Origin of the sequence: Acinetobacter junii, from assembly GCF_018336855.1 — a bacterium.
GTDB classification, from domain to species: Bacteria; Pseudomonadota; Gammaproteobacteria; order Pseudomonadales; family Moraxellaceae; genus Acinetobacter; species Acinetobacter junii.
This window is the reverse complement of sequence record NZ_CP059558.1, coordinates 771,010-792,885: the sequence shown is the minus strand read 5'-3', so window position 1 is coordinate 792,885 and position 21,876 is coordinate 771,010. Positions and strand designations below refer to the sequence as shown.

Here is a 21,876-nt window from a genome sequence, read left to right as displayed (position 1 = left end):
ATCGTTTCGTAAGGTAGGTCGCCGAAGGCATATCCTGAAAATGGATGAGTACTCGGCACGATTCCGTTAGATCTATAAAATAGGTTTTATCTTAAACTTGTCAAAATCTAAAATATATTGCGAGAACTTTCATTTCAAGCAAGATTGAACGTTGAGTAAATAAAATCTTCAATTACTTGCACAGTATGCTCCACCATAAAACATGGAAAAGCATGAGAAGCATCATCAATAGAAACAACAGTTAGATTTTTTGCAGCTAAATTCTGGATATTTTGAACAACTTGGTAAGGAACCAAAGCATCATGCTCAGCAAACACATGCAACTGTCTGCCTTGATAATTTTCATACAAACCAACCAAATTTAATTGCTCCAACAACTGCAACCCATCCCTAAGCAATGCAATCGCTTGTGGACGAATCAATTTCTGCATAGTTAAGAAGTCCTTTTTGGCAGAACTAGCCCCCTGACACACCAATAAACCAAACCGTTTTAGCGTAGTAATCGCATCCTGTTCAAATGATTGCTTAAACTGCATAAAAGTTTCGACTGGCATTGCTGTAAGCCAATTAGCTTGAGCAACAAAACATGGATTCGATGCTAGAGTGATTAACAGCTTCTGTTCATCATATTGCAGTTGAATTTGGTTGACTAATAGTGTTGCCAGTTGCCCCCCCAACGACCATCCCACAATGACATCAAATTTCACTGCAAGTTCGACATGCTGTTGCAAAACTTCATTATCGAGAGCATTAAAAATATTAATCCGCTCAACGAGATATCCCTTTTGTTCCAAAGCATCATGTAAAGGTTTTAATAATTCAATACCACCGCCCCATCCTGTGATGAGTAAAATCTTTTGCTTCACCTTATGACCCAGATATGCAAACTTTAAAAATTATAACCTGTTTTTCTAATCATAATTTTCCAAATCAACCAATAATGTCGCAGGAATTATCCGTTCCCAATTTTGTTTGAACTGCTTATGAACTTTATCAATTTCAAAAGAACTATTTCGTGCAACTTGCTGAGCATTACCAATGTCATGCGACCGTATATATGCAATTAAATAATTATTCCCATCCAATTCTAAATGAAACCAAGATTCTATTGTTACACCCTCGGCTTTTAAGGTCTGAATAGCTTCATCTTTTCGTTGTTCAATTTCTATTTTCCAAGCATCGACATTTGCCAGCGTGTCTTGCTTTAATTTAATTAACACTGCACCTACGTCCATTCTATTTTCCTTTTACCTTATTTAAATTCAACGATATAAAACAATCAAAAGCCCTGAAAAGAATTTACTCACGCATCAAATTTTTAAATTTGCTAAATTAAGTATCTATCACACTTTGAGATCAAAATGATGAATACGATAAAGTCCAAAGTTCTTATCGTTTGTAGCACACTTATGTTGCTCGGATCAGCAAGTTCTAGCTTTGCTCAAACCTCTATTTTCTCTAAACAAAATACCGCTCAAAAAGAATGGGTTGGACAGTCTGCACCAGATTTCAAACTTCAAGATCAAAGTGGGAAATGGCATACTTTAAGCCAATATAAAGGCAAATGGGTTGTGCTTTATTTCTATCCAAAAGACGATACAGCTGGTTGTACCCAAGAAGCCAATCAATTTAAATCGCTCTATCCTCAGTTTTTAAAATCTAATGCTGTGGTACTCGGTGTGAGCTTGGACGATGTCGCATCACATCAGAAATTCTCAAAAAAACTTGGGCTTCCTTTCCCCATTTTGGCTGATGACAAAGGCGACCTTGCTGGAAAATTTGGCATTGTTCGAAATCTAGGTATTACCAAAATTGCCAAGCGAGAGAGTTTTTTAATTAATCCTCAAGGTGCCGTCATTTATCATTACACGAGTGTGAATACACAGACACATGCCGATCAAGTATTGAAAGATTTAAAAAACTTACAGAAAAAATAGAATATCAAATAAAAAACTCAGCATATGCTGAGTTTTTTTAATTCACAAATCTTAGATCTGCGATTGAATATAATTCTGTAAACCAATCAATTCGATCAAACGTAGTTGCTTTTCTAACCAATAAGTATGATCTTCTTCTGTGTCAGAAAGCTGCTGACGCAACATATCACGGCTAATAAAATCGCCTTTTTCTTCGCAGAGTTTAATTCCTGTCGCCAATTTTTCACGTACATGATATTCAAGTGCTAAATCGGCTTTTAAACAACTTACCACATCAGTACCCACATTAATGTCTTCACGGTTCATGTTTGGTTGTGCACCTAAAAACAGAACACGGCGAATAATGGCATCTGCATGTGAGGCTTCTTCTTGCATTTCATGATCAATGCGCTCATAAATTTTGCTCAAGCCCCAATCTTCATACATTCTTGAATGAATTAAATATTGATCACGAGCAGCCAACTCACCGCCAATGAGCATATTTAAATAGTCGATGACTTCTGGATTGCCACGCATAATATTTACTCCTTTCGAATACAAGTATTATGAGCAACTTATAAGACATTTGCAAAAAATTAATTGTGTAAGTTTATGATTTTTATAAAATTAAAATGAGAAACATACGCATTTACAGTTCTAATTCGCATAATTTGTTTAGATAAAATAAGCTCTTGCGGATTTATTACCCCATTCGAAGCGGTAAAGTTACATCATTTTGTATTATTTGATTTTTGTAACGATTAACAATACTTCTTATTTGAAAGTGGAATTGATCAAAAAAACATTAAAAATGACTGGTCAGCTGTTGTTTGTTTGAGCAAAATTCGCTAAATAACTTCAATCACAAAAATCATTAGGAAAAAAAATGGATAAAAGTAAAGCAATTCTAGTCACGGGTGCGACGGGTTATATTGCAGGCTGGATTATAGAACGCTTACTCAACCAAGGTTATAAAGTTCACGCAACCGTTCGAGACCCCTCAAAAAAAGATAAAATTCAACATCTCTATGACCTCGCTGAAAAATCATCAGGTGAAATTCATTTTTTTAAAGCAGACTTACTTGAAGCACATTCATTTGATGAAGCTATGAAAGGCTGTGAGGTTGTCATTCACACTGCGTCCCCTTTCGTAGTGACCAATTACAAAGATGCCGTTAAAGACATTATTGAACCTGCCGTGAAAGGGACAGAGAATGTACTAGACAGTGTAAACCGAACTGATTCAGTAAAACGCGTTGTTGTGACCTCAAGTATTGCATCAACCTACGGTGATGCGATTGAGATTCAAAATACTGCTCATAATGAATTTGATGAGAGCCACTGGAATAATAGTAGCAGTGAAACTCACCAACCATATCCATATTCAAAAGTGGCTGCCGAACGTAAAGCATGGGAAATGGCTGAACAACAAGATCGCTGGAGCCTTGTTTGTATCAATCCTGCTCTTGTTATGGGTCCATCACTCACTGATGCGAGTCAATCAGGCAGTATTGAAGTATTACAACAATTTGGTAATGGCTCAACCTTATTTGGTGTTCCACCAATGTGGAATGGAATCGTAGATGTTCGAGATGTTGCGGATGCTCACGTCGCAGCTGCCTTAAATACTCAAGCAAAAGGTCGTTATATTATTTGTGGCGGTACACTAAGCTTATTAGAAATGGGCAAAGCTTTAACTCAGAAGTTTGGTTATAAATATCCTTTTCCACACTTTACTGTACCTAAAGCAGCATTCTCATTGGTCGCACCAATATTTGGGCACTCTCGTCAATTCGTAAAACTCAATATGGGATATCCAATTTATTTTAATGCTCAACGTAGCGTAGATGAATTGGGTATCGAATATAGAGACATTCGAGAAAGTGTTTGCGAACATTTCCAACAATTACTTGATGATGGCATTGTAAAAAAACGTGCATAAGCAAAAAGCCCGTTCAATGTGACTCACAGAACGGGCTTTTTTATAGCTTTATTAGGCTTCGTACTGTGCAAGGAACTCTAAAAACTCTTGCTCGTTCATTACACGAATGTCTAACTTTTGTGCCTTATCAAGTTTGCTGCCTGCTTTCTCACCTGCAACGACACATTTGGTTTTACTTGAAACACTACCGCTCACACGCGCACCTAAAGCTTGAAGCCGCTGGGTTGCTTCATCACGCCCCATACTTTCCAATGTGCCAGTCACAACCCAACTTTCACCATTCAAAGGCTGGCGAGTTGGTGCAGTTGGTGCATCCCAATGAATCCCCGCAGCAAGTAAACGCTCCAAGACCTCTAAGTTATGCTCGGCTTGGAAAAAATCCACAATCCATTCTGCCGTAATATCACCTACATCAGGTGTTTTCTTCAAAGCATCAATATCTGCAGCTTTCAAAGCATCGAAGGTCTGGAAAGTATTGGCGAGCATACGTGCCGTAGTTTCACCTACACCACGAATACCTAAAGCATAAATGAAGCGTGCCAATGTGGTTTTCTTACTCGCATCAATTGCATCAATAAGGTTTTGAACTGACTTTTCACCCATTTTTTCAATGCTGAGTAATTTTTCGCGATGTTCATGTAAGTGATAGATATCAGCTACATCTCTGAGTAGATCTAGATGTAATAATGACTCTACCCAACGATCACCTAAGCCCTCAATATCCATAGCCTTGCGTGAAACAAAGTGACGAATCGCCTCAATACGCTGTGCTGCACAATATAAACCACCAGAACAACGAGCTAAGGCCTCACCTTCTGGCATGACGACAGGAGAATCACATACTGGACAATTCGTTGGTAAATAAACAAGCTCAGCATCGGCAGGTCTAAATTCAGCCCATACCTTTTCAACTTTTGGAATCACATCACCCGTGCGATACACGCTGACGGTATCGCCAACACGTACATCTAAACGATGAATTTCACCAATATTATGTAAAGTTACATTCGAGACAGTCACACCGCCAACAAAGACAGGAGCTAAACGAGCAACGGGTGTTAGCGTGCCAGTACGCCCAACTTGCCAGTCAATATTTTCAACCTTGGTCAAAGCCGCTTGCGCTGGGAATTTATAGGCTGTCGCCCAACGTGGCTCTCGACTTAAAAAGCCCAGTTGTTGCTGCTGTTTAAGGTCATCGACTTTGACCACCATCCCATCAATTTCAACTTTGAGATTCGGACGTTCAAGCTGAATTTGCTCATAGCGTTCTTGGACTTCTTCAATCGACTCACAAAGATATTGACGCTCTGCGATCTCAAAGCCAAATTTGGTCAACCAGTGCAAACTGTCATGCATCGTCGTTAAGCCATGATGAGGCTCGCATTGAGCAATACCATAAGCATAAAAAGCTAATGGACGCGATGCTGCGATATTGGGATCAAGCTGTCTTAAACTCCCCGCAGCAGCATTTCGTGGATTAGCAAAAGTCTTTTCACCTTTAGCCTCTTGATCTGCATTGAGCTTTTCAAAACCTGATTTTGGCATCAATACTTCTCCACGCACCTCTAAGAGTTGTGGAATAGCTTGGTGCTGAGAAGATAAAATCTTAGGTAAATTACGGATGGTTTTGACATTTTGAGTAATATCCTCGCCTGTTTCTCCATCACCACGAGTTACGCCTCGAACCAACACACCATTTTCATACCAAAGCGAAATCGCTAAACCATCGAGTTTAAGTTCAACTTCGTATTGAACCTTTTGATTCGGTAGACGCTCATCAATACGACGTGCAAAGGCAAATAAATCATCCTGATTGAAAACATTACCTAATGACAGCATCGGCACTGCATGAGTCACACTTTCAAATTTTGATAATGCTTGTCCACCAACTTTATTCGTGGGTGTATCAGCTTGCATAAACTCAGGATACTGTTGTTCTAATGCTTTAAGTTGATGAAATAAATGGTCATACTCACTGTCGGTGATCGTAGGTTGATCCATCACGTAGTAAGCATGATTATGTTTAGCGATCAATTGAATCAATTGACGCATTTGCTCAATAACTGAGTTTTGTTCCATTTAAATTTCACCATATAAAAGGGCGGAAAACCGCCCTATGTCTTTCATTAAATTTATTATAAAAGATTTGAGTTTAAACAGTTGTTTGACTTGGTCGATAGTCAATCACATGATGACGCCAATGCTCTTTCAACTGCGGAGAAAACTCGAGGTTATTCTCATCATAAACTTTACCATCAATTTCACGCGCAATTAATCCTGCAATACTGGTCATCATATCGTAGCCAGTAACCGCTTTGCTGTTTGGTAAAGCAAGGAAGAAAGCCAAGCCCTGTACTTGTTCACCTGATAACGTCTCCAAGTCAAAACCTGCTGGACCATTATCTGTAATGCGCAATACTGAAAACATCAAAGCACTTGGTTCATCAGTATTTTCATAGCGATGGAAACATGACATTTCGCCAAAACGCAAACCGTATTTAAGTAATACTTTTAATGCTTTGTCACCAGAAAGTGCTCGACGCGGGTTTGGATAGACATTTAAGGCAATAATTTCTTCAGCAGTTGCTAACGCACTTTCATCATCGTAACGTTGTTGCTCATGTAAATGGACATCTAAAATATTGCTTTCACCATCAAACTCAGCAATCTCGACAGTCTCAATACTTGGGTTTAACGTGAGTTCAGGCTCAACTTTCGCTTCATCAAGTTTATCGGAAGGATTTACTTGATCCTCTAAAGCCTTCCCTTCTGTCTGAGTTGGAGTTGAAAGTACAGCTTCAGTTGCTACAGATGTTTTAACTTCAGCTGATTCAGCAATTTCTTGAACTTTTTCAGGTTCAGATGCTTTTTCAACTTCAGTGACTGGTTGAGAAGCAATAACGGGAGCAGCTTCGATTGGATTAGTTTTAAAACTCGGCTCAACACGCTCAACAGCAAGCTCAGGAGTTTCCACCTTCAGAATCTGATCTCTCACATGACGTGGAATCACAGGCTGATTACTTTCAGGATTAATGTGCAAATCTGCTTCTAGTGAAGGCTCAACTGGTTTTGGTTTTCTTAAAATCATTATCAAACCAACGAGCATAATCACAACGGCAATAACAATGCCTATTATTGTATTCATTTCCATATTAGGACTCCGCAACTAACCCGTATTCTTTTGCCTGTTCTAAATCGACAGTCACTAATTTTGATGTACCTGGCTCTGGCATGGTCACTCCCAATAGATCAGTTGCCATTGTCATCGCCAATTTATTATGTGTAATGTAAATGAATTGTACCTGTTCAGAAAGCTCTTTTACCAAATTACAATACCGTTGTACATTCGCATCATCCAACGGCGCATCTACTTCATCTAGAACGCAGAAAGGCGCTGGATTCAATCTAAAGATCGCAAACACCAAAGCTAGAGCAGTGAGTGCTTTTTCTCCACCTGACAGCAAAGCCAGCGAGCTATTACGTTTGCCTGGTGGTCGAGCCATTAATTTGACACCTGACTGCCAGTCATCCTCAAGACTCAAAGTAGCTTCACCGCCGTTAAAAACTTTAGGGAACAATACTTGTAGCTCTTGGTTGACCTGATCAAAGGTGGTCATAAATAGCTTTCGTGTTTCTTGATCAATGCTTTTCATTGCATCTTTTAGTTGGTCAACAGTATTTTGCAAATCTTGCATCTGATGGCTAAGCTCATCAAAACGCTGTGACACCTCTTCGTATTCTTGAGAAGCTGCTAAATTAACTGCGCCAATTTTCTCAAACTGTTGTTGTGCTTTTTCCAGTTTTTGCTGATGCTCTTTAATTTCAATCGACAGATCAGATACAGGTTCGGAATTAAGTTCTTTAAGTTGTTCTAAATAATGTTCACGATCTGACTTAGCTGCCTGCCATGCCAAGCGTTTTTGTTCCAACTGTTCACGCACCAGTTCATCTTTCTGTTCGGCTTGATGGCGTTGCTCTGTCAGTTGTTGCTGCTTTTCTTGTACTTGATTCAATTCAAGCTGCCATTCATTCCAATTTTTTTGCAATTTTTCAGTTTGCTGGAACTGCTCTTGGAATTGTGATTCGAGGTTAGGTAACTCGAGTTGAATTGGATCAACAAATTTCTTTGCCTGTTCTATTTGCTCAATAATTTGTCGATATTGTGTTTTTAAAAAAGAAATATCTTTTTCCAACAACTCAATCTGTTGATTGGCTTGTGATGTCTGCTGGCGTAATACTTCACGTTGTTGTTGTTGTTGAGTCAACTGTTGTTGTTGTTCATCTAACTGCTCATTTAAACTTTCAACCTGAAACTGCAAAGTTTTATAGTTCGGTAATACCGCTTCTAATTTAATTGCGAGTGCATGCAGATCAATTTCTAGATCATCTCTCTGCATCGCATCTTCTTCAAGCTGCAAATCCAATTGTTTTAGTTGATCTGCCAATTGCTGTTGCTGCAATACAAAAGCCTGTGCAGTACTTTGTAATTTAGCAATTTGCACATCGAGTTGTTGTAATTCTTTTTGCTTTTGTTTTTGGCTTTGTTGCTGTTGCTGTAAATGTTGTTGCTGTTGCTGCAAAGTTTGTTGTTGAACAGAAAATTGGTTTTCTAACTCAAGTAATTGTGGCTGCATTTCTGCAAGTTGTTGTTCGATTTCCTCTAAACGCACTTGATGGCTTAGCATGCCCTGTGCACTTTGGCTATCTTCATCATAGTGCAGAGCGATCACCCAATCAGCCCCGATATGATAACCATCAAGCGTCAAAATCGATTGTGCATGAATAAGATCAGACTGATGACTCAATGCTGTTGTTAAATCATCTGCAACGGCAACATTTGCCCAGAGCGAAGATTGTGGAGCTTCAATAAAATCATTTAAACAACGCAGTTGTTGTATTTGAATCTTTTGCTGCGTGGATGATTTTAACTGACGTGCCACATCTTCTTGGAATGTTTGTCCACTTTCGATCAACTCTGCTTGTAACCATTTAGCTAAAAATTTCTCAATGATCACAGCATGAACTTTGCCTTGAGTTGTTAAGCGCAAGCTTTGCATCAATCGAACAGCATTTTGATTTTGTTTTGGACTCTGCTTCGCCAGCAATTGATTCAAATTTTTCTGTTCAGCCAATAGAACTTGAATTTCTGTTTTTAAACTCTGTAGATTGGTTTTATCTTGCTGTTGTTGATCCTGCAAAATCTTTGCATTTTGTTGAAATTGCTCAATTTCGGATTCTAAAACAATGATTTCTTGTTGTAGTTGCTGCTGTAATTGTTCTAGTTGCGCTTGCTCATCATCCTGAACCTGTGCACGAATCTGATTACTTTGGTTCTGCAAAGTCTGCTTTTGTTGTTCGATTCGTTGCACATTTTTAGCAAGCTGTTCAATTTGTGCCGCCATTTGCAACTTTTTTTGTTGCTGCTGATCAACTTGGGTTTTAATTTGTTCAAATTGTTGTTGTGCTTGTTTTTGTTGCGCCTGAAGACCACTAAAGTGATGTTCGGTCGATTGTGTTTGCTGCTCCAATTCAACTAAGGCTTCACTCTGCTCATCATATTGTACAGTTAAAGTTTCGACCTGAAGTTCCGAAAGCTGTAGTCGTTCTTTAGTTTGAAGTTTTTGTTGTTCAAGCTGAATCAAACTACTACTATTTTGTTGAAATAAGCTTTGCTTTTGCTCCAAAGTCATTTTCAATTCAGCCAGTTTCTTCTCTGCCTGTTGCCATTCATGCTGCAAAGGTGATGATTGCTGAATCAAACGTTGAAATAAAGCACTTGTCGCTTCTAAATCATGCTCAATTGTATGCGACTCTGACCGAACTAATTTAAAGCGTTCGCCAAGCTCATTCATTTCAACAGTATATTCTTGTTGTAACTTCTGACTTTGATTCGCTTGGAAAGACAGTATTTCGATTTTTAAAGTACGAATCTGAGTTTCTAAGGTTTTATATTGGATGGCGGCTTCGGACTGGCGTTTTAGCGTTCTCAGCTGTGATTTTAATTCAGCCGCTATATCTTCCAAACGAGCTAAGTTTTGCTCAGTATGTTCTAAATGCTGCAAAGTCTCACGACGACGTGCTTGATAGCGAGATACGCCAGCAGCTTCTTCAATAAACACTCGCATTTCTTCAGGTTTAGCATCAACCAAACGATTGATCATACCCTGTTCAATGACTGCATAAGAACGTGGTCCTAGACCCGTTCCTAGAAAAATATCGGTAATATCACGACGGCGGCATCGTGTGCCATTCAAGAAATATTCTGATTTACCTTCACGTGTGACCTGACGACGAACAGCAAGCTCATTATATGCATTGTATGCGCCGCCTAATTTTCCATATGTATTATCGAAACGAAGCTCTACACTGGCAACACCGACAGGTTTACGCTTAGATGTCCCTGTAAAAATAACATCCTGCATACTACCGCCACGCAACTGACGTGCATTTGATTCGCCCATAACCCAACGGATCGCATCAATCACATTCGATTTTCCGCAACCGTTCGGCCCAACTACCGCAGTGCGGTTCGCTTTAAAATGTAAAGTGGTACTATCGGCAAAAGATTTAAAGCCTGAAAGTTTTAAACTGCTTAAACGCATACTGCCCTAACTAACGGCGTGAGCGTCTCGCCCAAGCCAATTCAATCTGTTTCATTCGTGTTAGAGATTCCAACACAAGGTTGCGCAAGTGTCGACAAAAATCTTCCATAAATAAAGCAGCTTGTTGTGATTTTCGGATCAAAATTGCATCAATCACTAACTTAAACAAGGTAAATGATTCTTGTAGTTCTCGGCGCGATGTATTTAAGGTTAAAAAATAGCTACGACGTAGTGATGGCAACAATTCCTTATAAAATTGCATCATGTAAGGATTAGCCACCATCTCATGTTGTTCTGCTAGATATTTAAAAATAGCATCATAAAATTTCTCTATATCACCAGCACGAACAAACTCGACAAGTTGATCCAATAACTCTTGTAGTTGCTCAGCTTCATTTACTCGCCAAGTTTCACTAATACGCTGCACAATATGCCCAAGAACCATCACATTCGTATCAAACAAAGCTTTGACTTGCTGAGCAGACATTTCAGAAACAATCGCCCCACGACGTGGAAAAATCTCGATCAAATATGTACGTTCTAGTAATAACAATGCTTCACGGACAGAGCCACGACTGACATCTAATTCTTTAGCAATGCGCAATTCTTGAATGCGTTCACCCTCGACAAGCTCACCACTAATTATTTGTTCACTAATATATTTTGCAATCTGTTCAGAAAGACTATCCGCCTCTTCGAGATTCATGAGCCCCTCGCTATCTTTGTTATTCGCATTTTCCAATGCTGTTTGCGCTTTTTTGTTTTAACTGATCTGACCTTATAAATTCTATATCATTGTCTGACAATTTCATTGCTTTTTAAGCCAATCACTACTTTTAGACACTATTTCACCTTTAAATTTGACTTAATAATCTATTTTTATAATTTAAAGATCAATTATTTAGATACTCTACTCAGCATCAACCGAATATCTGAAACATTTTTTCTAATTGATTTTTTATTGACCTTATTCTCATAAATTTTTATTTATGCAAAATAAGTCTCATCTAGAATTCTAGCATCCTAGTTCGTTTATCAAATGAAAAAGTAGTTATAAGCAAACAACCTACCTTATTGTTCATAACTTAATTTCCAAACGAAGATCACCATCTTTAGACTAAAAAGTCTTTTCTTTTCAGTGGTTACACGTCAACAACATGACGTGCACTTTTAGAATAAAACAGCCTATTAAATCAACGTAATAGTAATGATTACATGAAATTAAGAACTAAATTAAACCTTTGTAAATAAAGTAGCTTCCAACAAAAACCAATAATCCTGCAAAACACTTCTTCAGCATCGCTGCTGATAGTCGATGTGCTACCCTAGCACCAACTTTGGCAGTAATAAAACTCATCACACTGATCCCCAGAAAAGCATATACATGTACATAGCCAATCGTATTGGGAACATCAATCTGTTCTTTTGCACCAAACCACATAAATCCAATCGCACCTGCTAAAGCGATTGGTAAACCACAGGCTGCAGATGTTGCTACAGCTTGTTGCATCACTACACCATGTCGATTGAGATAAGGAACCGTTAAACTCCCGCCCCCAATACCAAAAATCGCGGATGCGATACCAATTCCGCCCCCTGCTGCACATTGTAGAGGTGCTGAAGGTAAATGCTTATTAGGATCAATCTGTGCATGCGCTCCTCTAAACATTTTATAAGCCATCCACACTGCAAAAATGCCAATCACTAACTGTAAATGTTGTCCTGACATGAGATCAGCAATTCCCGCCCCAAAAAAAGAGCCTAATATCAATCCTGGAGCTAGATTCTTAAATACCGACCATAGCACTGCACCTTTTTTATGATGCGCCATGACTGAGCTGATTGAGGTAACAACTATGGTTGCAAGTGATGTACCTACAGCTATGTGCATAATGACATTAGGATCATAATTCAGCTGAGTGAATACAATAAATAAAATTGGAACAATTATTAATCCACCACCAACACCAAACAATCCTGCGGTGAATCCAGCAATTGCACCAATGAGCAAATATATGATTAACTCCATGAATACATGACCACTCTACTTGTAAAAAATGATGGATGATTTCGCAACACGCCAGTTACAGCAACTCTTAAATGCAAAGAATCAATATCCAGAAGTGGTGTTATTCAAAACCACAACGACATCTACTAATGATGATATGCGTGAGCTTGCTCAAAAAGGCATGACAACAGGTCTTGTGTGTAGCGCGCAACAAACCAAAGGACGTGGTCAACACCAACGTGAATGGGTTTCCCCTGATGGAAATGTTTATTTAAGCACACTGATTCAAACCAATACAGCACTTGATGGGCGATTTGCACTTGAAGTTGCTTTGAATATTTTACAGATCCCATGCTTACGTAACTTATCATTAAACGTCAAATGGCCAAATGATTTATACAGTTCACAAGGGAAATGGGGGGGGATCTTAGTTGAACCGCTTTCTGTAAATCAAGCGATTGTCGGTGTAGGTATTAATATTAACACCCCTAATGTGGAAGATGCAGATCAATCCATTACATCACTACATCATTTAGGACTACAGCAACTTGAACGATTTCAGCTTATTGCTGAATTATATGTTGCGATTCAACAAGCAGCTCAATGGTTCGAACATGGCAGCTATAATCTAGCTGAACGATTTAATCATCATGCGATTTGGATCAATGAGTTTGTAGAGTTTGAACATGCACTAGGTAAAACCTATGGTCAGTTCCAAGGCATTTCGAATGATGGTGCCGTTATAATCAAATCAGATCAAACACAACAGTTCTATCAAGGTCGTTTACGTCTTGCATCTAACTAAGGGATCACAATGCGATGAAAAGTTTATGGCTTGATATTGGTAATACACGTTTAAAATATTGGATTACACAGCAAGATCAAATTATTGAGCATGCTGCTGAATTACATCTCCAATCGCCTGCCGACTTGTTGTTAGGACTTATTCAACATTTTCGTTATCAGAACATTACTCACGTTGGGGTATCTTCTGTTCTCGACAGTGAAAATAATCATCGTATTAAAACAATCCTAGATATTTTAGAAATACCCGTCATTTTTGCCAAAGTACATACTGAATATGCTGGATTACGATGTGGCTACGATGTTCCAAATCAGTTAGGAATAGACCGATGGTTGCAAGTATTAGCAACCGCTAAACCGAATGAGAGCTATTGTGTGATTGGATGTGGAACGGCTTTAACTATTGATCTTATTGATGGTTTCCAACATCTAGGTGGATATATTTTACCTAATCTGTACTTACAGCGTGACTCTCTGATTCAAAACACTAAGGGTATCAAAATTCCAGATTCTGCCTTTGATAATCTAGATCCAGGACATAACACCGTTGATGCTGTCCATCATGGCATTCTTTTAGGCTTGATTAGCACGATTCATCAAATCATGCAGCAATCGCCAAGAAAACTCGTACTCACAGGTGGTGATGCCAATTTGTTTGAAAAATTTTTAAAGCATTATCAACCGCAAATCGAATCGGATTTACTTTTAAAAGGCTTAAAACATTATGTTCAGGTCAATTCTGCTGCTACTAATGTTTGAATTACCTTAAATAAATGTTCAAATTCACGATAGCCATCATCCTCACAAAAATGTCCTGCTTGGCTTACTTCAATCAATTGCGCATTAATATAATGTGCAAATTTGAATGTGTATGGCACAGGCACGACAGGATCATTGCTTGAAAAAAACACGATACGTCGAAGGATATTCGTTCGAAGGTATTTGCTTTCGAAACGATTTTCTTGAATAAATTGATTCCATTCTGGATGTTGTGGAATTGTTTCGTTAAAACCTGCTAAAAATAATGCTGCCTTAATAGATGTCCCTTTGAGCTTATCAGCCAGATATCTCGCTGCCGCTAGACAAGATAATCCATGTGCAACCAAAATACTTTGTTGATTAATAGTATTTAATTGAGCCTCTAAGCAAGTTTGCCAAACCTCCGCATCAGGATGACTTGAATCAGCCAGAACAACTCTTTCAGCAGAGATACCAATGCTTTTTAGTTGTTGCTCTAACCAGATATACCAATGCTGTTCTGGATTTGCATTTTCACAATGCAAAATAAAAACCTTATTTTTCATATCTTGTGACATAGTTTACATTTATCAATAAAATCATACATTTAATTTTTATTATCTAATTTTTACTAAACGTTTAGTGTTTAATTTTGTACTATTTTTATACACTAACTTTTTTATACACCAACCATCAGTTAATAAAAAAGGCGCTAATGCGCCTTCTAATGAAAGTATGGGCTTTTATTTATTATTTTTTGGTATCGTTGTTACCAAATAATGGTCCCATACCGCCACCACCACCGAATTGTTTCTGCATATTGCCCAAAGATTTCAACATTTTGCTCATGCCTGATGGATTCGCAAATTTCTTCATCATCTTCGCCATTTGTGCTTGTTGCTTGATCAATTTATTCACTTCAGCAACATCCATACCACAACCAGCAGCAATACGTTTTTTACGGCTTGGATTAATTAAATCAGGATTACGACGTTCTTTAATCGTCATCGACTGAATAATCGCTTCCATACGCTTAACTTGCTTTTCAGGATTAGCTTTTTCAATTGCATCCTGAATGCCCGCATTACTCATACCAGGCAACTTATCCAAGAAGCCCATCATGCCGCCCATTTTACTCATTTGCTCAAATTGCATCAGCATATCTTCAAAGTTGAAGGTACCGCCTTTTTGCAATTTTTTCGCCATTTTTTCGGCTTTTTCTTTGTCGATCTTACGTTCAACTTCTTCGACTAAAGAAAGGACATCACCCATACCCAAGATACGTTGTGCAACACGATCTGGGTGGAATGGCTCAAGCGCATCTAGTTTCTCACCAATACCCAAGAACTTGATCGGCTTACCCGTGATGGCACGAACAGAAAGTGCAGCACCACCGCGTGCATCACCATCAGTTTTAGTGAGAATCACACCAGTTAAAGCCAAAGCATCATTAAAAGCTTTTGCTGTATTGGCAGCATCTTGACCTGTCATCGCGTCAACGACGAACAAAGTCTCGGTCGGCTTCACAGCAGCATGTAATTCTTTGATCTCATCCATCATGTCTTCATCGACATGTAGACGACCTGCTGTATCGACAATTAAAACGTCAGCAAATTGAATTTTTGCTTGCTCAATCGCACGATTGACAATATCAATTGGTTTTTCTGACGCTTGTGAAGGAATAAAACCAACACCAACTTCATTTGATACTGTTTCTAACTGCTTAATCGCTGCAGGACGATACACGTCGGCAGAAACAGTCATTACTTTTTTCTTTTGGCGCTCTTTGAGGAAGCGCGCTAATTTTGCAGCCGTCGTGGTTTTACCAGCACCTTGCAAACCAGCAAGAAGGACCACAACAGGTGGTTTTGCGCTTAAATCAAGAGTCTCATTTGCCTCACCCATCATTTTGGTGAGTTCATCATAGACAATTTTTACAAATGCCTGACCTGGAGAAAGCTGAGTCATTACTTCTTGACCAAGTGCTTCTTCCTTCACCTTCGCGATAAATTCACGAGTTACAGGTAACGCCACATCGGCTTCAAGAAGTGCCATACGTACTTCACGTAAGGTATCTTTAATATTGTCTTCGGTCAGCTGCCCTGAGCCAGTAACATTTCTTAAACTCTGTGTGAGTCGTTCTGTTAAGGTATCAAACATTGCGAAATCCGCTTAAAATGGCTAGTTGCAAAAAAATCTTTCTTAAAATAGAAAATTTATGCATAAGATGCTATAGGATACTGTAGTTCGAAGCGAATTTATATCTTATATGGTGAATATTATTCATCCCCCTAAAAAAGGTTTGACATGATCAGTCTCCCCTTGGTTTACACAATTTTGGCACTTGTCTCATATACCAGTTCATTCTGGTATCTGTTTATCCATTTAATGTCAAAACGTACTCCAAATCTTTGGTGTTATGGTCTTATTGTTGTATTAGGATTGATACTTCATGGTCTTGTCTTGTCACAGGATATGATTACTCCGTTAGGGGTAAATTATGATGTATTTAATCTCATTTCCTTTACCTCTGGACTGATGTTAAGCCTAAGTTTAATTTTGAGTCTGATTCGCCCAATATTACCTCTAAATTTAATCGGCATTCCTGTTGCTGCGATTGGACTAATCCTAGGGTTTTCTTTAAGCCAATCCAATCAAACCATTGAACATCATGGAGTCGGTTTAGATACCCATATTATTTTGTCTTTGTCCGCTTATGCGGTTCTGTTAATGGCAACCATTCAAGCAGTTCTATTATGGTTTCAAGACAGAGAACTCAAGAAAAAACAAAAAAAACGTATTTGGGTCAACCTGCTCCCTCCTTTTCAAGTGATGGAATCCTTACTTTTTGATTTAATTATTACTGGGTTTGGTTTACTCACCGCTGCACTAATCTTTGGTTTCTTTACCATTGATAATTTCTTTGCTCAACACCTCGCTCACAAAACTGCATTTAGTATTATTTCTTGGTTTTTATATGGAGCTTTACTAATCGGACATTACAAATTTGGTTGGCGTGGACGTAAAGCGATTCGATTTACAATTACAGGATTCGTATTACTAGCAATCGGATTTATTGGCAGTAAATTTGTTTTAGAAATGATATTAGGGCGTTAAATTAACTGTCCCAATAAAAACTAGACAGCTTCTCTTAAAATGCGTATAAACCAGTTTTTGTTTAACTAGGTAATGCATTGTGAAACTCGCACTCGCCCCTATGGAAGGTCTAACAGATCCAATTATGCGTGATGTCCTCACTCATGTTGGTCGTTTTGATTGGTGTGTGACTGAGTTTATTCGTATTACTGACAGCATTCTACCTGACCATATTTATTACAGTTTTTGTCCTGAACTAAAAACTGATGGTAAAACAGCTGCTGGAACGCCTGTACATGTTCAATTTTTGGGAAATAATCCTGAAATGCTCGCAGCCAATGCTGCTAAAGTCGTTGAACTCGGTGCTCCTGCAATTGATCTAAATTTTGGATGTCCAGCTAAAACAGTAAATCGCCATCGCGGCGGTTCAGTTTTATTAGATGAACCTGAAACGGTACATCTCTTAGTCAAAGCTGTTCGTGATGCTGTACCTAAACATATTCCAGTTTCAGCAAAAATGCGACTCGGTTATTTAGATGAAAACCATACACTCGATAATGCACATGCCATTGAAGATGCGGGTGCTAGTTGGCTCACAGTTCATGCTCGTACAAAAGCCGATGGCTATACGCCTCCTGCCTATTGGGAAAAAATCCAGCCAATTACTGAAGCATTAAAAATCAATGTAATTGCCAATGGTGAAATCTGGAATAATGCTGACGCCAAAGCATGTTTAGAACAATCAAGTTGTCAGGATTTGATGATAGGACGTGGCGCTGTTACAACTCCAGATTTGACACTCTGTATCCGTGAAAATAGCGACCAAGCAATTTTAACATGGCAGGAGCTAGTCGTATTACAACAACGTTTTTTAAGCGGACAATTCAAAACTGAAATTGGAATGATTGGTCGTTACAAGCAATGGTTAGGTATGATGACTAAAGCCTATCCAGAAGCTCAAGAGTTGTGGAGCCTAGTAAAACGAGAAAAGCAACTTGAGAATATTCTTGAATATTTAAATAAAAAATAGGGAGCGATACTCCCTATTTTTTACTAATGCTCTTGATTAATTACAGACCACTAATTTTCATTTTTAAGTCAGTAACTGAAGCATTTTTAAATCCAACATTTCCGATTGAACTATTTTGTAAACCATTAAATCGATAATTAGCACTTCCAACCGCAGGAATTGTTGTCATATCATTACCTAATTTGATTTCATTTAATGATAAATCAACTGCATCAGAGGTGATACAAGTACTAGGTGTTGTAGAGCACGTGTTTACAAAATTTCCAAAAACAAAACCATCGGATTCAATACCAGCATGAAAATTATCTAAACGAAAACCTGTTAAAGGATTTGATGCTTTCATTTGAAACTTAAAATTTGCACCAATAGCTGTTGTTGTTGGATCAGTTTCAGTAGCGTAGCTAGAGACTAGCATCATATTACACCCTGTCCCAGCTCCACAAATAGAATCAATCGCCCCACCTAGACGCACCATGTAACCCTGTGGCGCTGCTCCGAGTTGAATATTCATTTTCGGTTTATTCGTAGCTAAAAACTTTATATTCAAACCGTCATTTAATCTAAGTAACTCTTTAACACCTGTATTTAATGTTGCTGTAGTTCCACCAAAAATGGTTCTTTGCGTATAAATACCAGGAGTTGTCAAACCCATATCTGATACAGCATTTGCACCAGCCGTATAGATAGAGAATTTAGAAAATACTAACTCATCTAAATTTCCAAAAGTTATCCCGATATTCGCGAAAGCTCCATTAGTACCAGTCCCCTTATCTGTATCAATAACAGCATTTAGACTTAAGTTAGTAGAAGTACCAGCAGCTTTTGCGGTTATAGTTGGACTCGACATAGTTGAATTAGGACTTTGTGCAAGTACTAACGCAGCTCTACCACGATATTCTGTTGCAGCAACCGTCTTCGTATCCCAACCATCAGGATCAATCACAGCCATTTGTTTAAATTCAATGCTTGGGGTAGTTACATTAATATTTAAACCATCTTGACCAGTCGCAACTGATAGACTTTGATCATCCATTGGTTGCATTGCTATTACTAGAGGACTAAAAAATAGAGTTAGACATCCTAGCATCTTATTTTTATTCATCAGATTCTATCCTTAGTTTCGAGGAATAATTCCTAATTGGCCAGTAATACGTCCACCCGTCAACACCATTTCACCTAAGCGTTGTGGCTGTGCTCCCACTGTTGGAGGATAAAGATTTATATCTCGAACTCTTAATACACCCGCAATCTTTTCAGCATTTGTTGCACTATTTGCTCCACCAGTTGCTCCAATACCTGTTGTTCCAGCTGGGTTGAAAGTTAGACCTGCTTTAAAGGAAACCATACCATCACAACCAGCTGTAGGACATGTCTCTCGAGTATCTGGTGAAATAATAATTGCATTATTAAATGCAACTTTACCATCGATATTATCGAAACCTACAGTAGAACCATCTAATGGATCACTTAACTGAATTGCGCTTTTCCCACCATCTTTTACAGCCTTAAGCTCTAACTCACCAACAACACTCAAGCGACTACCGTCAGTACTGGTATATTCACTATTTGGTATCAAAGAAAGATCTATTTTCTTACCATCTAAACGTAATTTAGTAGACAACAAAACATCATTATTATTTGAGAAGTCCGCTGATGAAGCTGATGCCGGTGTAGATGTCCCTTTATATAATGCTCCTGGTAAATATCCTCCTGCAATTTGTGCAGATAAGATAATCAAAATGTCTTTTAAGCTAGCATTAAAACTTCCATTTTCAAGCCCAACTGTTCCCGTACCGCGCAATAACATATCGATATTACGCAAACCAATATAACGTACTGAGTTTGTATCTGCGTTATCTAATAACAAGATTGAAGTAGTCTTTTGCTTAGTAGTATCTGTACTTCCATTCATACCCGTAGTACTCATGGCAAGTGAAAAACCTAAACGCTCCGCACCAGCTACAACAGTATATCTTGTTCCACCTAAATCATAATAGTAAGCATCTGCTGGAGCAGTTGTACCATACATGGCTAAATTTGCATTTAAATCATAGAAAGGTAATGCTAAACCCCACGTATTACCTGTAGTATCATTGATTTTAGGAATCGTTGTACCTGTCGTTCTTGCACTATTGGTAAAACGACCGCTGCGTGAAAATGCCTGAAACTCTGCACCTCGTATAGCTGCCAGAAGCGCATAAGGATTTTGATCAGTCGTTCCATTATGAATATTTTGAACGTAATCAGCATCAGTGGTTAATGTTGTAGAACTAGAACCATTCCAATAACGACTTGTTTGCAATACTTTATTCGCTGGTAATAAAACAGTTTTTGTATCTACTAAATTTAGATAAACATTTCCTGTATCAAACGAACCTCTGTTTCTCAAATTCAAACCCGTTAATTCTCCGAATTCAAATCCGTAGGTATTAAACCCTGCGCCCCCTAGCTCCAATGTCGTCGCTTTTGTATTATCGCCTTGCAACATTGGATCATTCTTTTTAGTAAAGTCAGCTTTCATACGGAAAGCTATACCGGTATTACCAATAATATTTTGTGTCCCTGACGAACTAACCCCGTTATTCGCTTTACCTAAAATATTAGTATTATCAGGATTCCCAAATTGGTTAGACGCTACATTATAAACAGGATCTGTTCGGGTAAATCCATCGTTGCTATTAGCATTTGTACCACGTATCTGTATAGAACCATTGACCATACGACCACTTGCACCTAATCGTATAAGTCCTTGAGCTTTCTCGGATGTAGCTTGACCATTTAAAGGGGTTTTAGTTCCATCTACAGAATAACGGTTATTTGGATTTACATTTTTATTCAGCATAAATTCTAAGTTTAAACCCGAATTACTCGCCGTAGAAGAATATGTATTTCCTGTAATTGTTCCAGAATTTGCAGGATCAGTTACACGAGTAAAATCGACATAACCGTATGTTGTATTAGGCGTGGTACTTGTTGAAGTATTTACAGTACCATCTGCATTGTAATTAATAACTGCATCTGGTACTCCAGCTGCATTAGTTCGAACAATAAATCCTTCTGTACCATCAATGTACATTACGCCTTTAGCAAAAAAATTAAAATTAAAATTTTTCAGGATTAATTGATTGAGTGCTTGGCTTGGTGATAATCCAGTTGTTTGTCCAAGATAAATACTTGCATTTTTCGAAGCAAATGTTAGTTCACTTTGGCCAGTCTTACTAAAAAGACCGTCTCGAGTTTTAAAACTAATACTTGTATCTGAGTTAGTTTGTATCGCGATGTCCCCGACTGGACTGCCACAAGCTGTTGAGTCACAAACCTTAAACTTATTCATACTGATTAAAACAGGCGCAACTTTTAAATTGAAGTCTAATCCTGCCTTATTAGATTCACTTCCAGTATTCATTTGGATATTGATATTAGGTCTTACTGTTGGTGATGAGCTATGCGATTGAATTTTGAAATTCTCAGCTTCAGCTCGTAAGGTACTGTCAGTTGCTTTTCCCGCACTTCCACGTCCTGCATTATCTTGCCAAAAGAAAGTCCCTACATTTAACTCTTTAAAATCTAAATTAACATTTAACCCATCTTGTGCGTTAACGTCGCGCATAGATGTATCATCTAATGCTTGTAAAGCATAAGTAGAGTTGCTAACTAATAAAATACTTACAGCTAGAGTATTAAGTACAAAATATCGTGTCTGTAGCTTCTGATTTTTCTTTTCCATTGTTCAATCCTTT

General features: G+C 38.3%; 18 protein-coding genes. 6 read left to right on the top strand and 12 right to left on the bottom strand.

The window, feature by feature from the left end; translation table 11 throughout:
* Positions 1–134: 134 nt before the first annotated feature.
* Together H2677_RS03755 and H2677_RS03750 are read right to left on the bottom strand one after the other, a co-directional pair.
* Complete coding sequence (locus tag H2677_RS03755; RefSeq protein WP_212639573.1) at positions 135–878, bottom strand: alpha/beta hydrolase family protein; 744 nt, start codon at positions 876–878, stop codon at positions 135–137.
* Between the two features lie 33 nt (positions 879–911).
* Positions 912–1,235, bottom strand: a complete 324-nt coding sequence (locus H2677_RS03750; RefSeq protein WP_212639172.1) for a DUF6176 family protein — start codon at positions 1,233–1,235, stop codon at positions 912–914.
* A 126-nt stretch (positions 1,236–1,361) separates the two neighbouring features.
* Here H2677_RS03750 and H2677_RS03745 point away from each other — a divergent pair, with 126 nt between their 5' ends.
* Positions 1,362–1,937, top strand: a complete 576-nt coding sequence (locus H2677_RS03745; RefSeq protein WP_212639171.1) for a peroxiredoxin — start codon at positions 1,362–1,364, stop codon at positions 1,935–1,937.
* A 51-nt stretch (positions 1,938–1,988) separates the two neighbouring features.
* On the opposite strand, the gene ftn is transcribed toward H2677_RS03745, so the two are convergent.
* The gene (gene ftn, locus H2677_RS03740; RefSeq protein WP_004952576.1) at positions 1,989–2,453 is read right to left on the bottom strand and encodes a heteropolymeric bacterioferritin subunit Ftn; all 465 of its coding nucleotides are present in this window, start codon (positions 2,451–2,453) and stop codon (positions 1,989–1,991) included.
* A gap of 349 nt (positions 2,454–2,802) precedes the next feature.
* Between ftn and H2677_RS03735 the strand changes: the two genes are divergently transcribed.
* The gene (locus H2677_RS03735; protein ID WP_212639170.1) at positions 2,803–3,858 is read left to right on the top strand and encodes an SDR family oxidoreductase; all 1,056 of its coding nucleotides are present in this window, start codon (positions 2,803–2,805) and stop codon (positions 3,856–3,858) included.
* Between the two features lie 51 nt (positions 3,859–3,909).
* On the opposite strand, the gene ligA is transcribed toward H2677_RS03735, so the two are convergent.
* From ligA to H2677_RS03710, 5 genes are all read right to left on the bottom strand, one after another.
* Positions 3,910–5,937, bottom strand: coding sequence for an NAD-dependent DNA ligase LigA (ligA, locus tag H2677_RS03730; protein ID WP_212639169.1), 2,028 nt, complete (start codon positions 5,935–5,937; stop codon positions 3,910–3,912).
* A 73-nt stretch (positions 5,938–6,010) separates the two neighbouring features.
* The gene (locus tag H2677_RS03725) at positions 6,011–7,009 is read right to left on the bottom strand and encodes a cell division protein ZipA C-terminal FtsZ-binding domain-containing protein (RefSeq protein ID WP_212639168.1); all 999 of its coding nucleotides are present in this window, start codon (positions 7,007–7,009) and stop codon (positions 6,011–6,013) included.
* A 1-nt stretch (position 7,010) separates the two neighbouring features.
* Positions 7,011–10,460: a chromosome segregation protein SMC gene (smc, locus tag H2677_RS03720; protein WP_212639167.1), complete on the bottom strand. Its 3,450-nt coding sequence runs from the start codon at positions 10,458–10,460 to the stop codon at positions 7,011–7,013.
* Positions 10,461–10,470: 10 nt separating this feature from the next.
* A complete protein-coding gene (locus H2677_RS03715) occupies positions 10,471–11,166 on the bottom strand; it encodes a GntR family transcriptional regulator (RefSeq protein WP_004960197.1) in 696 nt (231 codons plus the stop codon).
* 522 nt (positions 11,167–11,688) lie between these two features.
* Positions 11,689–12,489 (bottom strand): sulfite exporter TauE/SafE family protein, encoded by an 801-nt coding sequence (locus H2677_RS03710; RefSeq protein ID WP_125298941.1) that lies wholly within the window; start codon positions 12,487–12,489, stop codon positions 11,689–11,691.
* Between the two features lie 31 nt (positions 12,490–12,520).
* Here H2677_RS03710 and H2677_RS03705 point away from each other — a divergent pair, with 31 nt between their 5' ends.
* On the top strand, positions 12,521–13,273 hold the full coding sequence (locus H2677_RS03705; protein WP_212639572.1) for a biotin--[acetyl-CoA-carboxylase] ligase: 753 nt from the start codon (positions 12,521–12,523) through the stop codon (positions 13,271–13,273).
* 14 nt (positions 13,274–13,287) lie between these two features.
* The gene (locus H2677_RS03700) at positions 13,288–14,031 is read left to right on the top strand and encodes a pantothenate kinase (protein WP_212639166.1); all 744 of its coding nucleotides are present in this window, start codon (positions 13,288–13,290) and stop codon (positions 14,029–14,031) included.
* Here H2677_RS03700 and H2677_RS03695 read toward each other — a convergent pair.
* Together H2677_RS03695 and ffh are read right to left on the bottom strand one after the other, a co-directional pair.
* The gene (locus tag H2677_RS03695) at positions 14,001–14,588 is read right to left on the bottom strand and encodes an RBBP9/YdeN family alpha/beta hydrolase (RefSeq protein WP_212639165.1); all 588 of its coding nucleotides are present in this window, start codon (positions 14,586–14,588) and stop codon (positions 14,001–14,003) included. The genes H2677_RS03700 and H2677_RS03695 overlap by 31 nt on opposite strands.
* Before the next feature lie 172 nt (positions 14,589–14,760).
* Positions 14,761–16,170, bottom strand: coding sequence for a signal recognition particle protein (gene ffh, locus H2677_RS03690; protein ID WP_004914148.1), 1,410 nt, complete (start codon positions 16,168–16,170; stop codon positions 14,761–14,763).
* A gap of 147 nt (positions 16,171–16,317) precedes the next feature.
* Here ffh and H2677_RS03685 point away from each other — a divergent pair, with 147 nt between their 5' ends.
* Positions 16,318–17,127: a cytochrome C assembly family protein gene (locus tag H2677_RS03685; RefSeq protein WP_005403133.1), complete on the top strand. Its 810-nt coding sequence runs from the start codon at positions 16,318–16,320 to the stop codon at positions 17,125–17,127.
* 79 nt (positions 17,128–17,206) lie between these two features.
* Complete coding sequence (locus H2677_RS03680) at positions 17,207–18,136, top strand: tRNA dihydrouridine synthase (RefSeq protein WP_099948182.1); 930 nt, start codon at positions 17,207–17,209, stop codon at positions 18,134–18,136.
* A gap of 40 nt (positions 18,137–18,176) precedes the next feature.
* Here the strand turns inward: H2677_RS03680 and H2677_RS03675 are convergent, their stop codons facing one another.
* A complete protein-coding gene (locus H2677_RS03675) occupies positions 18,177–19,238 on the bottom strand; it encodes a pilus assembly protein FilA (RefSeq protein WP_151769418.1) in 1,062 nt (353 codons plus the stop codon).
* Between the two features lie 12 nt (positions 19,239–19,250).
* The gene (locus H2677_RS03670; RefSeq protein WP_212639164.1) at positions 19,251–21,863 is read right to left on the bottom strand and encodes a DUF6160 family protein; all 2,613 of its coding nucleotides are present in this window, start codon (positions 21,861–21,863) and stop codon (positions 19,251–19,253) included.
* Between the last annotated feature and the right edge of the window lie 13 nt (positions 21,864–21,876).

Coding starts and splice junctions, on each gene's coding strand:
- H2677_RS03750 (WP_212639172.1), bottom strand. CDS start 1,235: ATGGACGTAGGTGCAGTGTTAATTAAATTAAAGCAAGACACGCTGGCA.
- H2677_RS03745 (WP_212639171.1), top strand. CDS start 1,362: ATGATGAATACGATAAAGTCCAAAGTTCTTATCGTTTGTAGCACACTT.
- ftn (WP_004952576.1), bottom strand. CDS start 2,453: ATGCGTGGCAATCCAGAAGTCATCGACTATTTAAATATGCTCATTGGC.
- H2677_RS03735 (WP_212639170.1), top strand. CDS start 2,803: ATGGATAAAAGTAAAGCAATTCTAGTCACGGGTGCGACGGGTTATATT.
- ligA (WP_212639169.1), bottom strand. CDS start 5,937: ATGGAACAAAACTCAGTTATTGAGCAAATGCGTCAATTGATTCAATTG.
- H2677_RS03725 (WP_212639168.1), bottom strand. CDS start 7,009: ATGGAAATGAATACAATAATAGGCATTGTTATTGCCGTTGTGATTATG.
- smc (WP_212639167.1), bottom strand. CDS start 10,460: ATGCGTTTAAGCAGTTTAAAACTTTCAGGCTTTAAATCTTTTGCCGAT.
- H2677_RS03715 (WP_004960197.1), bottom strand. CDS start 11,166: ATGAATCTCGAAGAGGCGGATAGTCTTTCTGAACAGATTGCAAAATAT.
- H2677_RS03710 (WP_125298941.1), bottom strand. CDS start 12,489: ATGGAGTTAATCATATATTTGCTCATTGGTGCAATTGCTGGATTCACC.
- H2677_RS03705 (WP_212639572.1), top strand. CDS start 12,521: ATGGATGATTTCGCAACACGCCAGTTACAGCAACTCTTAAATGCAAAG.
- H2677_RS03700 (WP_212639166.1), top strand. CDS start 13,288: ATGAAAAGTTTATGGCTTGATATTGGTAATACACGTTTAAAATATTGG.
- H2677_RS03695 (WP_212639165.1), bottom strand. CDS start 14,588: ATGTCACAAGATATGAAAAATAAGGTTTTTATTTTGCATTGTGAAAAT.
- ffh (WP_004914148.1), bottom strand. CDS start 16,170: ATGTTTGATACCTTAACAGAACGACTCACACAGAGTTTAAGAAATGTT.
- H2677_RS03685 (WP_005403133.1), top strand. CDS start 16,318: ATGATCAGTCTCCCCTTGGTTTACACAATTTTGGCACTTGTCTCATAT.
- H2677_RS03675 (WP_151769418.1), bottom strand. CDS start 19,238: ATGAATAAAAATAAGATGCTAGGATGTCTAACTCTATTTTTTAGTCCT.
- H2677_RS03670 (WP_212639164.1), bottom strand. CDS start 21,863: ATGGAAAAGAAAAATCAGAAGCTACAGACACGATATTTTGTACTTAAT.